The organism is Roseibium sp., from assembly GCF_965232425.1.
Classification (GTDB): Bacteria; Pseudomonadota; Alphaproteobacteria; order Rhizobiales; family Stappiaceae; genus Roseibium.
Map to the genome: position 1 here is coordinate 4,696,115 of NZ_OZ246971.1, position 14,265 is coordinate 4,710,379.

Annotated in this window: 14 protein-coding genes; 3 read left to right on the top strand and 11 right to left on the bottom strand. The window is 57.2% G+C overall.

The window, feature by feature from the left end; genetic code table 11:
- Positions 1 to 4 precede the first annotated feature (4 nt).
- The gene (locus ACO08A_RS21335; protein ID WP_422037929.1) at positions 5 to 1,540 is read left to right on the top strand and encodes a flagellar protein; all 1,536 of its coding nucleotides are present in this window, start codon (positions 5 to 7) and stop codon (positions 1,538 to 1,540) included.
- A gap of 376 nt (positions 1,541 to 1,916) precedes the next feature.
- Here the strand turns inward: ACO08A_RS21335 and flaF are convergent, their stop codons facing one another.
- The 10 genes from flaF to ACO08A_RS21385 all read right to left on the bottom strand — a co-directional run bounded on the left by flaF (position 1,917) and on the right by ACO08A_RS21385 (position 11,693).
- Complete coding sequence (gene flaF, locus ACO08A_RS21340) at positions 1,917 to 2,300, bottom strand: flagellar biosynthesis regulator FlaF (RefSeq protein WP_422037930.1); 384 nt, start codon at positions 2,298 to 2,300, stop codon at positions 1,917 to 1,919.
- Positions 2,182 to 2,676, bottom strand: a complete 495-nt coding sequence (flbT, locus tag ACO08A_RS21345) for a flagellar biosynthesis repressor FlbT (protein ID WP_319382867.1) — start codon at positions 2,674 to 2,676, stop codon at positions 2,182 to 2,184. The genes flaF and flbT overlap by 119 nt, the downstream gene beginning before the upstream one ends.
- 91 nt (positions 2,677 to 2,767) lie before the next feature.
- Positions 2,768 to 4,261, bottom strand: coding sequence for a flagellin (locus ACO08A_RS21350; protein ID WP_422037931.1), 1,494 nt, complete (start codon positions 4,259 to 4,261; stop codon positions 2,768 to 2,770).
- Between the two features lie 292 nt (positions 4,262 to 4,553).
- Positions 4,554 to 6,047 carry a flagellin gene (locus ACO08A_RS21355; protein WP_421983798.1) on the bottom strand — a complete coding sequence of 498 codons (1,494 nt, stop codon included), beginning with the start codon at positions 6,045 to 6,047 and terminating at the stop codon, positions 4,554 to 4,556.
- Positions 6,048 to 6,338: 291 nt separating this feature from the next.
- On the bottom strand, positions 6,339 to 7,466 hold the full coding sequence (locus tag ACO08A_RS21360) for a flagellin (protein WP_421983797.1): 1,128 nt from the start codon (positions 7,464 to 7,466) through the stop codon (positions 6,339 to 6,341).
- Between the two features lie 230 nt (positions 7,467 to 7,696).
- Positions 7,697 to 8,824 carry a flagellin gene (locus ACO08A_RS21365; protein WP_422037932.1) on the bottom strand — a complete coding sequence of 376 codons (1,128 nt, stop codon included), beginning with the start codon at positions 8,822 to 8,824 and terminating at the stop codon, positions 7,697 to 7,699.
- 351 nt (positions 8,825 to 9,175) lie between these two features.
- Positions 9,176 to 9,571 carry a hypothetical protein gene (locus ACO08A_RS21370; RefSeq protein WP_422037933.1) on the bottom strand — a complete coding sequence of 132 codons (396 nt, stop codon included), beginning with the start codon at positions 9,569 to 9,571 and terminating at the stop codon, positions 9,176 to 9,178.
- A gap of 216 nt (positions 9,572 to 9,787) precedes the next feature.
- Positions 9,788 to 10,282, bottom strand: coding sequence for a flagellar protein FlgN (locus tag ACO08A_RS21375; protein WP_421983794.1), 495 nt, complete (start codon positions 10,280 to 10,282; stop codon positions 9,788 to 9,790).
- Complete coding sequence (locus ACO08A_RS21380; protein ID WP_421983793.1) at positions 10,279 to 10,590, bottom strand: rod-binding protein; 312 nt, start codon at positions 10,588 to 10,590, stop codon at positions 10,279 to 10,281. The genes ACO08A_RS21375 and ACO08A_RS21380 overlap by 4 nt, the downstream gene beginning before the upstream one ends.
- Positions 10,590 to 11,693, bottom strand: coding sequence for a flagellar basal body P-ring protein FlgI (locus ACO08A_RS21385; protein ID WP_422041791.1), 1,104 nt, complete (start codon positions 11,691 to 11,693; stop codon positions 10,590 to 10,592). Before ACO08A_RS21385 ends, ACO08A_RS21380 begins: the two co-directional genes overlap by 1 nt.
- Positions 11,694 to 12,051: 358 nt before the next feature.
- Between ACO08A_RS21385 and ACO08A_RS21390 the strand changes: the two genes are divergently transcribed.
- Together ACO08A_RS21390 and dksA are read left to right on the top strand one after the other, a co-directional pair.
- A complete protein-coding gene (locus tag ACO08A_RS21390) occupies positions 12,052 to 12,474 on the top strand; it encodes a flagellar assembly protein FliX (RefSeq protein ID WP_421983792.1) in 423 nt (140 codons plus the stop codon).
- Positions 12,475 to 12,636: 162 nt separating this feature from the next.
- On the top strand, positions 12,637 to 13,053 hold the full coding sequence (dksA, locus tag ACO08A_RS21395; RefSeq protein ID WP_306146208.1) for an RNA polymerase-binding protein DksA: 417 nt from the start codon (positions 12,637 to 12,639) through the stop codon (positions 13,051 to 13,053).
- A gap of 91 nt (positions 13,054 to 13,144) precedes the next feature.
- Here dksA and ACO08A_RS21400 read toward each other — a convergent pair whose 3' ends face one another.
- Positions 13,145 to 13,951, bottom strand: a complete 807-nt coding sequence (locus ACO08A_RS21400; protein WP_422037934.1) for a lytic murein transglycosylase — start codon at positions 13,949 to 13,951, stop codon at positions 13,145 to 13,147.
- Positions 13,952 to 14,265 lie beyond the last annotated feature (314 nt).

Below are 14,265 nucleotides of genomic sequence, written 5' to 3' on the forward strand. Positions count from 1 at the left end.
CGAAATGACTTTCTCGACGATCACAACGTCACGATCCTATCTCACACAGCAACTCGGTGATCTGAGCAGCCTGCTGTCGGAAAAGACCACGCAGCTGGCCACCGGAAAGGTCGGGACCACCTACGGCGAGATCGGCGACAACCGGCTTCTGGACATTCAGCTGACACAGAAGGTCAGTCTGATCGAGAGCTACCAGGAGACGATAACCGTATCCAATCTGCACCTGGAGACCCTGTCCATGTCTCTGGAAAGGCTGGAATCGCTGCGGCAGGATTCCAAGTCGGCTCTGGATTCCAATGACTTCATCCTTCAGGACGACGGCCAGACACAGACACAGACACGCGCCGAACTGCTGTTGACGGAAGCGCTCAACATCCTGAATACCGAGATTGCCGGCTATTACATTTTCGGTGGAACCGACGCGATCAGCGATCCCGTCGCTGCCCTGGATGCGATCATGAAGGGAGAGGGCGGGCTTGATGGTCTGGAGACCTATCTCAGCGAATACCAGCAGGCCAATCTCGGCGCGTCCGACAACGGCCGGCTGACAATTTCCCCACTGACGACGAACTACGCAGGCATCGTGCCGACGGATTCGACGTTCACGATTGCGGAAGACGGTGCGCATGATTTCGGGTTCGATATCTCCAGCGTGACGTCGACGCTGACAAACGCAACGCTCACGGGGCCGCTCGGAGCGGATCCGGACAGTTTCGACGTCCAGTTCACGGGTCAGCCGAACCTCGGAGACAGCATCACGGTCCAACTCAGCCTTCCGCCGACACACAGCGAAACGATCACGATTGAACTCACCGCCGCCTCGACAAGCGAAGTGGAAGGAACGTTCGCGATCGGTGTTGATCTGGAAGAAACTGCACAGAACCTTCTGACGGCGCTCACGGATGAAATCGAGAACCACGCCCAGACGACGCTGCGCGCCGTATCCGACGAATGGGCATCGGACGAGTTCTTTGCCACGTTCTCCGGTGAGGATCCTTTGCGGGTCAATGGCCCTCCGTTCGACACCGCGACAGCGCAGATATCGGGCGCATCGACGACCGTCGAATGGTACACCGGACGCAATACCGCGACGACGGATGCGCGCGGCGACAAGAATGCGGTCATCGATTCCAATCTCACGGTGAGCTACGGCGTCAGGGCGAACGAAACGCCCCTGAAGGAACTCGTGCAGTCTCTCGCGACCTTCGTAGCGGCCGACTTTTCCGGCGGTACGCAGACCGATGAAGAATACTACAACGAGCTGTCGGCCAATCTGCGCGGCATCCTGCAGCCGGTCGGTGTCGATCAGTCGGGCATTGTCGACATTGCAACCGACATTGCGATCACGCACAGGACAGTCTCGCTGACGAGCGATAGACATGTGCAGATGAAGAGCACCTACGAGGGGACGATCGCCGAGATCGAGGGCATCGACCAGAACCAGGTCGCCGCCGAGATCCTTCAGCTCCAGAACAACATCGAAGTCTCCTACAGAGCCTCTTCCATCGTCTTCAACCTAAGTCTGTCCGATTATCTCTAGGGTACGCACCCGTAAATGAAGCCGATTTGGCGGCAGAAATGGCGAAATCTCGCGAGGAAGCGTGCGCAGAGCGGGCTTTTTGCCCGGTCAAGCGCGGTGACGCTGCTAGGTGAAGCCATTTTGCCGTCCTTCGGATTTGCCCGTTTTGGCCATCTTCATCGTCGCGAAAGGCTTGAAAATGCACCGCATTTCCTGCGCTTTCGCTCCTCGCAGCTGGTCAAAACGATTCAAACCAAATTGACTTCATTTACGGGTCCGTACCCTGGAGCCTTTTTGAGTGAGACGGCGGTGCCGCGCGTTCAGCCACGCAACGAGACACAAAAAAAGCCGGGCAAATCGCTCCGGCTTTTTTGCGTTCGGATCTCGTTTCAGACCGTCATTCGGCGTTCTCGGCGCGCGCGCGCAAACCCTCCGCGATCGCCCGATTGATGCTGATGAGCGTGTTGATTTTCTGGGGGTCGTCCGTCGTGATGACCGTGATGGTCTGCTTGAAGACGAAGACGGCAAGGGACGCGATATTGTTCTTGATATCCTGCGGCAACTGGCTTTCGTCGCTGGTTGCCGAGGTTACAAGTATGCTCCAGAGCTTGCGATTATAGACCAGTGCATCGTCTTTCTCGGCAAGCGAGGACTCTTCCCATTCATCCTTGATCAGCTGCAGCCGGGCTGCGGCTTTCATCAGCAGATTCGCTTCCAGCTCCCTCGGTGACACCGCCACCTGGCTCGTTTTCTGGTAAGCTTGCGCTGCCTGTTTGTACATGACCGATCAGCGTCCCTTCATACTCGATAAGCTTGCGTGCTTCTTTAAGTGCTTTATAGAAGGCGCCGGTTAGGATGGCGTTACTAATTCTAGTAACGTAGGGAATCGTACTCGGCGCCGCCTTCACAATGTCGTTTACGAGAGTGAAGTAATTCTCCTGAATTCGCTCCAGATCCGTGGACAAATACATGAGCTGAACGGCCAGGTAGACGCGTTTCGCGGGCGTGTCCGCCGTGGCGGGCGTGAGAATGTCCTTTTCTCGCAGAATGGGGGCCTGGCCTTCGATAAACAGACGGGTCCGCTGATTGTCATTTGTGATGACACTGTCACCAATGATAATCCTTTCGCCCGGTTTTAGCTCGACCTTGAGCGCCATTCCGTGACCTCCACGCTTGAGTATCGCCGTCAAACACTAACAAATTGGTTAACGTGCCTTGCCGATACCTTAATGCTTTTCATCCCGGCTGTTAACCGAACAGGCTCAAGACGCTCTGGTCCGCCTGGTTTGCAAGCGACAAAGCGGTCGACGACAGCTGCTGGCGCGTCTGCAGCGCAAGCATGTTCGCCCCTTCCTCGTTCATGTCCGCGATTGTCAGCTCGCCCGCGCCCACTTCAAGCGTGTTGATGAGCTGCTGTGTGAAATCGGTTCTGATTTCCACCGTGGAGAGCGAGGTACCCATCGACCTTGCCGCCGTCCTGAGTTCGTCGAGGGCCGCGTTGATCGCCTGAAGCGTTCGGTCGATATCCGTATCGGACTTGAACTCGGATGCGGCTGCCGACAAGCCGACAGTGCCTGATGTGCTGCCGAGGGTCGTCCGGTTAAAATCCGAGTTACTGCTTGTTATATCGAAGGAAACTTCGCCGATCAGGCTGATGCTGCCGCCCGAGAACGAAGCATCGAGACCCTTCACGTTGTCGATGAAACTGACCAGGTCGCTCACGGTCGTCTCGTCGTCGATTTCGATCGAAGCCGGTTCGAACCCGTTGCCATCGGTGATGGTGATGGTGTCGCCGGCCTGGAAGCCGCCCGACGTGATCAGTGTCGCGGTCGAACTCAGGGAGGAGACCGTCAATGACGTTGTCGTTCCGCCGGTTGCACCACCGTCGGTCGCCGTGCCGCCACCCGCAGCGTTCTTTGAAATGTAGATCGGACCGGACGTACCGCTCGTGATGTCGATCGAGTCGGTCGATTCGTCGAAGCTGGTGTGGACACCGTCCAGGCCGTTCAGGGCGTCCACATAGTCCTGAACGGTCGTGATGTCCGTTCCAACCGTCAGGGTCGTTGTTCCGGAGCTGTCGGTTATCGTCACCTGGTCACCGGCCGCCCAGTCGCCGAGGTCGGTCAGGTTCGAGGATGCCTGCAGCCCGGTGAGCGTCAGTGATCCCGTGCCGCCGAAGAGGTTGAACGAGGCCGTTCCCGTACCGCCGGTGTCCAGATCGTCGAGGTTCAGGCCGTCGTCAAGCGTGGTGTCCGTGAAGTCGACCGGTTCAACGGTAAGATTGGACGTGCTGTCCTCGTTGAAGATGACTTCCAGTTCGTTGCCGGCCCCGGCGAGAAGGTTCTTGCCCTTGTAGCTGGAGTCCCGCGCCATGTCCTCGATCTGCTCGAGAATGTCGTTGTACTGGCTGGCAAACTGCTTCCGCTCAAACTCGCTTGAGGTCTGAAGGGCCTGGTTGGCAATGGCTTTTGCCGATTCGACGAGTTTCGTGATCGACGTGATGCCCTTGTCCGCGGCCTTGATGGTCTGAACCGCCTGTCCCATGTTGTCGAGCAGGTTCGCAAGATCGCTCGCCCTGTCGTTGAGAGACTGCGCCGTAAAGAAAGAGTTCGGGTTGTCGAGCGCCGTGTTGACCTTGAGGCCCGTTGCAAGACGTGTCTGGGTGATCGATTGCAGATCTGCCGTTTGCTTGAGCGACAGAAGGTTGTCCCGGACCGCGCTTGATAGAACAATATCAGACATCAGACTTCACCGCTTTCCTAATTCGCTACCCGTCGCAAGTGCTTCTCAGAGACTGCTGAAGTTGAGCGAGCACGCGCGACGTAAATCTGAATGGAAAGTTAATCGGTCATGCACTGATTAACGCGCTGTAAATAATAGTTACCAAAAGCTTTCTTTTAAGTGGCTGAAAGATATAAGAAAAATCCGCAGAATTTAGACTGTGTCAGGAGCGCAAAACGATAACGGCGAGCTTTGAGCCCGCCGTTTCTGTTTGTCAGCTTGTGAGTCGTGCGTCTGACTGATTCTTCTAGACTTAGAAGAGGGATAGCACTGTCTGGTCTGCCTGTGAGGCGAAGGACAATGACGTGGACGCCAGCTGCTGTCTTGTCTGAAGAGCCAGCAGGTTTGCACCTTCCTCGTTGGTATCGGCCAGGGTCAGAAGACCTGCACCTTCCTGCAATGTATTGATCATCGTCTTTGTGTAGTCTTGACGAATTTCAACAACAGAGAGGTTGGTACCGAATTCGGACGCTTGCGATCGGAGGTTCGAGAGAGCCGTGTTTAATCGATCGACAATCCTGTTGATGTCACTGTCTGTCGCAAATCCCGAGTCTGAGATCGCATCCAGCACAATCCCGTCCGTGTCCTGGGTAAAGCCGGTGGCATTGAAATCAGCGTTGTCACTTGTCAGCGTCAGGTCGGTTTCCGACGTGATCGTGATACGTCCGGAGGATGTGCTGAAGCTTGCATCGACGCCATTGAAATCGCTGATGAAGTTTTCAAGATCATCGACCGTCGTATCAGCCTCGATTTCCAGGGAGCCAAGCTCGAAGTCGTTGCCGTCCGTCAGTGTCAGCGTGTCGCCGACGGCGTAGGAGCCGGAGTCGACGAGGAGGGCGGATGTGGTGGCGAACGCCGTCGCGGCCACGGTCAAACCGGACAGACCGGCACCGATGGTGCCGTCGGCAACGTAGAAGTCTTCGTTGCTGTAGATGGTCAGCTCGCCGGTGCCGTTGTCAAACTCGGCACGCACACCTGACAGGGCGTTCAAACCATCCACCAGATCCTGAACGCTGGAAGCGCCGGTTACAGCACCCAAAGAGGCCGGGGCAGTTCCTTCGTTGTTCACGAATGTGAGTGTCGTGGTTGTCGACGCGACAGCCGTCGAATCTCCAAGGACCGAGCTGCTGTTCAGAGCAGCGCCGCTGCCATCTGTAAGTGCCAGCGTCACCTTGCCACCCTGAAGCTGCAACGTGCTGGTGGAGCCCTGGCCTTCGGCAAGATCGGACAGGTTCAGGCCGGTCGACAGAGCCGTGTCGGTGTAGTCGACGGACTCGATGGTCTGTTTCGATGTAGCGTCTTCGTTGAAGATCGTCGTCAGATCGTTGCCGACGCCGCCGAGCAGGTTCTTGCCCTTGTAGGAGCTGTCTTTCGCAACGTCTTCAATCTGTTCAAGAAGGTCGTTGTACTGAGCTGCAAAGGTCTTGCGCTCGTACTGGCTCTGGGTCTGCAGCGCCTGGTTGGCTTTCGCCTTGGCGGATTCGACCAGGTCAGTGATGGTCTGAATACCCTTGTCGGCTGCCTTGATCGTCTGCAGGGACTGTCCCATGTCGTCGAGCAGGTTGCTCAGATCACTTGCGCGGGAGTTGAGGCCCGATGCGGTGAAGAACGAGTTCGGATTGTCGAGAGCCGAATTGACCTTGAGGCCAGTCGCCAGTTTGTTCTGGACGCCGGACATCAGGTCTGCGGTGGATTGAAGTGTGAGAAGGTTCTGCCGCACGGCAGCTGACAGGGTGATGTCCTGCATCTTAGATATCCCTTTCCTGGGTCAACTAACTACTTCCGCTCTTCCTGAGCCGGTTGATTAGGATCATCTCCTGTTAACCCTAATCATTGGTTAATTGGATGGCATTATAGGGTTAACGAGAGCTTAACGCCCTGATTTGGAAAGAGAAATCGGCAGGAATCCGCTGTTGCGGAGCGTGTTGCGAAAGGGCAGAGAGGCTTGCGCGGAAGAGACTTCGGCGCTGGTCGGGGCAGGAATCAAAAAAGGCGGGCCGCGGCCCGCCTTCCTGAGTCTTTGAAAACGCTTGCTGGTTTAGAAGAGACGCAGCACGTTCTGGTCGGCCTGCGCTGCCAGGGACAGCGACGTGGATGCCAGGGACTGCTGGGTCTGCAACGCCAGCAGGTTTGCGCCTTCCTCGTTGGTGTCCGCCAGGGTCAACTGGCCGGCGCCTTCCTCAAGCGTGTTGATCAGGGCGTTGGTGAAGTCCTGACGGTTTTCCACGATGGAAAGGTTGGTACCGAACGTGGACGCCTGGGCACGCAGCGTGTCCTGAGCGCTTTTCAGGTTGCTGAGTGTGGATTCAATCGCCGTGTCCGTGGCAAAGCCCGAATCCGTGCCGTTGGTTGTCTCGTCCGGCAGAGTGCCGCTCGAGCTGGTTGTCAGCACAAATTCGGACGTGATCGTCAGCGCGTTTGAAGCGAACGAGGCGCTTACGCCGTCGATTCCGTCATAAAACGATTCCAGGTCGGCAACGGTCGTCGTGTCGTCAATCGTGAGCGAACCGACCTCCGTACCGTTGGCATCCGTCAGCGTGAGCGTGTCGCCCGAAGCGAACTGCGTGGACGTCGTCAGGGTGGTCGTCGTGCTTGCGGCGGTGAACGACAGCGTTCCGGTTCCGTCCACGGCTGTTGCCAGGTCGGACAGGTTCAGGCCGGTCGACAAGGATGTGTCGGTGTAATCAACAGCAGAGATCGACAGCGAAGACGTGCCGTCTTCGTTGAAGGTCACGCTGAGATCGTTACCCGTGCCGCCAAGCAGGTTCTTGCCCTTATAGCCGGCGTCTTTCGCCAGATCCTCGATCTGGGTCAGCAGCTCATTATATTCAAGCGCGAACTGAGCGCGCTCAGTCTGGCTTGAGGTCTGCTGCGCCTGGTTGGCTTTCGCTTTTGCCGCGTCGACCAGATCGGAAATCGCCGAGATACCTTCGTCAGCGGCTTTCAGGGTCTGGACCGACTGCCCCATGTCGTCGAGCAGGGTGCTGAGATCGTTCGCACGATTCTCGAGGCCCTTTGCAGTGAAGAACGAGTTCGGATTGTCGAGCGCCGAATTCACCTTCTTGCCCGTTGCAAGCTTTTCTTGAACGGAAGACATGAGCGCGGAGGTTGCCTGAAGTGCATTCAGGTTCGAGCGCACGGCGCTCGAAAGAGTAATGTCAGCCATTTTGTTTCCCTTCTAGGAATACGAGATACAGAACCCTTCCTGGGTTCGGAGCTCATCAAACGGCCGAATTTGAAAACAAGCTCTAAAGAAAACTGGTTAGCGCGGTTTAACCTTAACGCTTTGTAACTAAAGGTAAGTTGTCTTTCGTGCCTCAGAAACGGGATGCGGCGGGACTTTGCCCGCCGCATCTATGGTTGAAGCCGGACCCGAGGTCCGAGATTTCGCCCTTCTTAGAAGAGACGCAGCACGTTCTGGTCGGCCTGGGCTGCCAGGGACAGCGAGGTCGATGCGAGAGTCTGCTGGGTCTGCAGAGCCAGCAGGTTTGCGCCTTCCTCGTTGGTGTCCGCCAGTGTCAGTTTGCCAGCGCCTTCCTCAAGCGTGTTGATCAGGGCCTTGGTGAAGTCCTGACGGTTTTCCACGATGGAAAGGTTGGTACCGAAGGTGGACGCCTGGGCACGAAGCGTATCCTGCGCACTCTTCAGCGAGCTGAGTGTGGACTCGATTGCCGTGTCCGTGGCAAAGCCCGAATCCGTGCCGTTGGTCGTCTCGTCCGGCAGTGTACCGCTCGAGCTGGTTGTCAGCACATATTCGGACGTGATCGTCAGCGCGTTTGAAGCGAACGAGGCGCTCACGCCGTCAAGACCGTCATAAACGGCTTCCAGATCAGCGACAGTGGTGGTGTCGTCGATGGTGATCGACGCAACTTCCGAGCCGTTGGCATCCGTCAGCGTGAGCGTGTCGCCCGAAGCGAACTGCGTGGACGTCGTCAGGGTGGTCGTCGTGCTCGCTGCGGTGAACGACAGCGTTCCGGTCCCGTCAACGGCTGTTGCCAGATCGGACAGGTTCAGGCCGGTCGACAAGGATGTGTCGGTGTAATCGACCGCGGAGATCGACAGCGAAGACGTGCCGTCTTCGTTGAAGACAACGCTGAGATCGTTACCCGTTCCGCCGAGCAGGTTCTTGCCACCGTAGCCCGCATCCTTGGCAAGATCTTCAATCTGGCCGAGGAGTTCGTTGTATTCCGTCGCGAACTGAGCGCGCTCGGTCTGGCTTGAGGTCTGGAGCGCCTGATTGGCTTTCGCCTTTGCGGCATCGACAAGATCGGAGATCGAGGAGATGCCCTTGTCAGCGGCTTTCAGGCCCTGGATCGACTGACCCATGTCGTCGAGCAGGGTGCTGAGATCGCTTGCACGGTTTTCAAGACCCTGAGCCGTAAAGAAAGAATTCGGGTTGTCCAACGCCGAGTTCACTTTCTTGCCCGTGGAGAGTCTTTCCTGAACTGCGCTCATGAGGCTTGAAGTTGCCTGAAGAGAGTTCAGGTTCGTGCGCACTGCACTGGAGAGTGTAATTCCAGCCATTACAGAGTTCCTTCTGCTGTTGAATACCATTCTTCCTGAATGGCAGCTGAACTCTGACGTTCGATATTGTATTAAATGATAATTTATTTGGTTAGCGAGATTTAACCTAAATTATTCGTGAATGATTATCGTAAATTTATTTGGTTAAATGGTTAATAAGGCGATTTGTAATATTTTAACTTTGAATTTTAACCTTGAAATCAACGTGCGCGATCCGTCGCATCGCTTTGAAAACGATAACGGAATCAGGCCGTCGCGCTGAAGAGGAGAGGGCGGAGTGCTGCCGCCGCATGCCAAGCGGGCAAGTTGACGGTCAGGCTTTCGAATGAAGGTCGCGTAGGGTGCGCCGGATCAAACGGTCCGCTGCAGACTGGATGCTGCTGCCGAGGCGGTCTGGGTCTCGATCGTTTCGGCGTATGCGCGCAGCCGGCGGAGCGTTTCACTCGGCACCTGGCGAACCACTTCACCAGTATCGGTGTTGGTGGCCTGATAGATGACGCTGTTGCTTTCCGGATCGACGACGTTGCGGCGGTCCAGTTGCGGGGTCACGCTTTCAAACAGAGATTTGCCGTCGCGGCTGTTCTGAGCAGAGCGCTGGCTTTCGCTTGAATCGGTGGCAGGTCCGACGGTTTCCCGCGCGGGCAACTCCGTCCTGGCGGCCGGCTCGTTCTTTTCCGGAGCCCGTGTTACCGGCGTGATCGCCGTATAGGTCGGCGATGGCGGCCGGGCAATTCCCGTGTCCAACATCTTTCCCTCCGGGGTACTCAAAACAAACACCCGTACAAATTCCAACTTAACGTAAGGAAATGAATCTTCTGTTAACGAAATGATTAGGAATTGCCGGATTGCCGGTTTTCGAATCGCGGTTTTGATTCGTGTGACCGGTCTCCGCTTGCGGTGCGGAAACAAAAAAGCCTCCCGGGCTGGGAGGCCTTTCGATGCAAGGCTTGCTGGATCTCTTGATCAAAGTGCCTGATTGACCGCGATCCCGCGGGCCGATTGCGGCCCGGACGGGGCCGCGCCGTCGCGCCCATAAGTGGTTGGCGCAGAAGCATTTTTTGCACCAGCCGCCTTCGCAACGGTGGAAACCAGGTTGTTGGCGACATCGCGAGCGGTTGACAGGACAGCAAGGTTTATCCGCAGGACAGGCTGGAACTCGCTGTGCTGGCGACGCAGGGCCTGTGTTGCAGCCGACGACAGATTGCCGAGCGCGACCGCATGTTCCTTCGCAGCCATCATGCCGCGGGTATATTCGTGAATGAGCCGTGCCTTGTCAGGCTGAAGTTCACCGGCTTCCTTGAGCTTGCCGGCCCGGACGAGGTCCGTTTCCATTTCGATCACGGACAGCAGAGCCTCCATGGTCCCGGAAAGGGCCGAGCAGAAATTGTCCGCCTCCTGCTTGCTCGCGGGTCTGTCCAGGGAAAACGGAAACGTGTTGGCATTCGGCTGTGCAGTCATAGTGCCCCCTCCTGCAGATTCAGCAATTCGCGTTCGACGCTGTCGGCCAGACCGATCCCGCCGGACTTGGAAATCGAGCGCGCATATTCGTCTATCAGGAGATCCTGCCAGGCGTCGGAACCGGTTCCGCCGCCCCAGGTGCCCCCTTCGTTGAGTCCCGTGAACATGTTCTGCAGCATCGTGTTCAGGAAAACCGCTTCGAACTCCTCGGCTGCTTCGCGAACGGCGGTCTTGTTCTTCGTATCGACGCCCTGGATTGCCGCCAGCGGATCGGGCCGATTGGTGTAGGCTGCCGTTGTTTCCAGCATCACAGTACCTCGATTTCGGCCTGGAGCGCACCCGCGGCCTTGATCGCCTGAAGGATGGAAATCATGTCGCGCGGACCGATGCCGAGAGCATTCAGGCCATCGACGAGCTGCTTCAGCGTGATGGTTTCCGGAACGATCGCCAGTTTGGTACCTTCCTCGTCCACGCCAACTTCGGAGCGGGGGACGACCACCGTCTGGCCGTTTTCGGCGAAGGGCAGGGGCTGTGAGACCTGCGGCGATTCCGCGATCGTTACCGTGAGATTGCCCTGCGCGACGGCAACCATCGATACCTTCACATCCTGACCCATGACGATGATGCCGGAGTTTTCGTCAATGACGATCCTGGCGGCAAGATCCGGCTCGACGATGAGCTGCTCGATATCCGTGAGCAGGTCGACGATGTTGCCGTCATAGTTCATGGGCAGATCAAGGCGGACCGTTCCCGGATCGAGCGGTTCAGCTGTCGGCATGCCGATCAGTTCGTTGATGGACAGCGCGACACGGCGTGCCGTCGTCAGATCAGGGTTGCGCAGCGCGAGGCGCAGGGACGTGAGGGAGGCAAGCTTGAACTCCAGTTCCCGCTCGACGAGACCGCCATTGGCAATCCTTCCGGCGGTCGGTACGCCGCGCACGACGGAAGCCGCGTCCGCCTGCGCCGAGAACCCGCCGATCGCCACGGAGCCCTGCGCGATGGAGTAGACCTCGCCATCGGCGCCGACGAGGGGCGTGACGAGCAGCGTACCGCCCTGAAGCGAGTCCGCATCGCCGAGTGCGCTGACATTGACGTCGATCCGCGTGCCTTGTGTTGCAAACGGGGGCAGGTTCGCCGTGACCATCACCGCGGCGACGGTGTTCGTGTTCAGTGCGATGTTGCGCGTGTTGACGCCCAGACGCTCCAACATGGCCTGCAGACTTTGCTGGGTGAATGGCGTGTTGTTGAGGGAATCGCCGGTTCCGTTCAATCCGACAACGAGGCCGTAGCCGATCAGCTGGTTCTCGCGAATGCCTTCGAAGTCCGCGATGTCCTTGATCCGTGACGCTGCCTGCGCGGAGGTCAGGCCTACGGCGGCCATGACCGTCAAAAGACCCGCAAGCTGCAGCATCTTCGCCATCCGTGCTGAAATTTCCCTGCGCAAGTGTCGCATTACTGTTCCCGGTCCAGTTTTTCCGGTCTCATTGCCGGCCTGCCTATGTTGCGCTCTCTCATGCGAAAGGTGTGCCATCTTTGCCCGGACACGGGCAGTCTGGCGCAAGTCCCGGTTTTCTGTAGGAAAATCGCATGCGAGCCCGCTGTTTCGCGCAACTCGTGATGAAACTGGTTAATGAAACCTTTTTCCGGGTCGGCAAATATTGCCTCCTGTGCAAGGACTCATTTACCCTTCAGCAAAGTTTCGACAGGCGACACGAGAGATCCGGAGCATTTTCGGCCGAGACGAGATCCAACCAGGCTGAACGATCGTCATGCGCATCACAGGCAACAAACCCGTCACAGGCGTCCAGGGCAAGGGGGCACGAAAGAAGTCTCCGTCCGGGGCTCACGAATTCAAGCCCGACGCGGGCAGTGAAGTCACCCAGTCAACGCAGATTGCGGGCGGCAACGCGATCCAGGGCATGGACGCTTTGCTGGCGCTCCAGGAAGTCGATGAACGCGCGGAACGCCGCTCAAAAGCGGCCAGACACGGGCATTCCATGCTCGATTCGCTCGAGGCCGTGCGTGCCGACCTGCTCGCCGGGGTTGTCTCAGAGGCGCGTCTGGAGGTCCTTGCGGCGCAGGTTGCAGATCGCAAATCCAGCGGGGACGAGCGGATCGATTCCGTGCTTGAAGAGATCGAATTGCGCGTGAAAGTCGAGCTCGCAAAGCTTGGCCGTTTCACGGACAGGTGATGGAAAAACTTGGCATTAATTTACTGTCAAACTCGCGGTTTTGCGCACAACAAATTGAAAGTTATGACATTTTTTTAATGATATTTTTCAGAAATGAACCGTTGTCGCCTGATGGAACCGGCTATATATTGCGCGCGGCCTAACGGTAATCCGGAGCTATCGATGACGGTTGAAATTGAGTCTGACTATCGTCCCTCTGAACACGAGCCGTTTATGAACGACAGGCAGCGCGAGTATTTTCGAGACAAGCTGCTTGCATGGAAAGATGAGATTCTGAAGGAAAGCAAGGAAACGCTTACGAACCTTCAGGAAGAAAGCCAGAACCATCCCGACTTTGCCGACAGGGCATCCTCTGAAACAGATCGCTCGATCGAGCTGCGTGCTCGGGACCGGCAGCGCAAACTGATTTCAAAGATCGATGACGCCCTGGAACGCATCGCGGACGGGAGTTACGGTTACTGCGAGGAAACCGGCGAGCCGATTTCCCTGCGGCGCCTCGAAGCCAGACCGATCGCAACCTTGTCGATCGAAGCGCAAGAGGCGCACGAGCGACGCGAGAAAGTCTATCGCGACGACTGATTTCCAGAAACGGCGGGTCAGCCCGACGCGGTTGGCTTGAACACCTTCGAGGCCTTCCCGGAAACGGGGAGGCCTTTTTCCTGTGCTGCGATCAGTTGGCGATCTTGTCCGCCATGACCGAAATGGTCTGGACGTAGACGCTTGCCTTGTTCCATTCCCTGATGACGCGGTAGTTCGCCGTGCCGGGCCCCCAGGGCTGGCCGCGCCGCCATCCCTTTTTCTGCAGATAGTTTGCTGTCGAGGCGAGGACATCGGGCACCGAACGGATCAGGTCCCTGCGGCCGTCGCGGTCATAGTCGACGGCGTATTTCATGTAGGAAGAGGCGAGAAACTGTGTTTGTCCGATCTCGCCCGCCCATGCACCGCGCATTTCTCCGGGTGTCATGTCGCGCCTCTGGACGATCTTGAGGGCGTTGACCAGTTCGTTGGTGAAGAACTTCGAGCGCCGGCAATCATAGGCAAGCGTTGCCAGGGACTGCAGGACAGGCATGTTGCCGAGATAGCCGCCATAGTTGGTTTCCAGGCCCCAGATGGCCAGGATCACCGGGGCAGGGACGCCGTATTTCTTTTCGATCCGGTTGAACAGGCGGGCGTAGGTCTTGCCGAGTTTCTGTCCGCGGCGGATCATCGCGTTGTTGACACGCTTTGCGTAAAACTGCTGGAAGCTGAGCTTGAATGACTTCTGGTTCCGGTCCAGACGGATGACCTTGGAATTGTATTTCACGTTCTGCAAGGCGGAATTGACGGTTCTTTGCTTCAATCCGTAGCGCTTGGAATTGGCAATGAAGTCCTGTTTCCAGGCCTCGAACCCGTTCGGCCCGTTGCCGCATGTCGCGGCGAGGGCAGGTGCGGTCGACAAAAACAAAAAGCAAACGACAGTCAAGAAAAGCGGGCGCATGGTGCCTCCGGTTACCTGAATCGATCTGGGGTACGGGCTCATAAATGAGGCCGAAATGGTTTGAGGCGGATTGCGTCTCCTCAAGGAGCGGAAGCGCAGGAAATGTGGTTCATTTTCAAGCCTTCCGCGACACCGGGGAGGCGCAATCCGGTCAAATCCGAAGGACATGGAAATGGCTTTACCCCGTGGCGTCAGAGTGCTTGACCGGGCATGAAGCCCGCTCCGCACACCCTTCCTGACGGGATCTTGCCATTTCGCATGCCATTTCAGTCTCATTTATGGGTCCGTACCCGAATTTATTCTATTGAAAAATG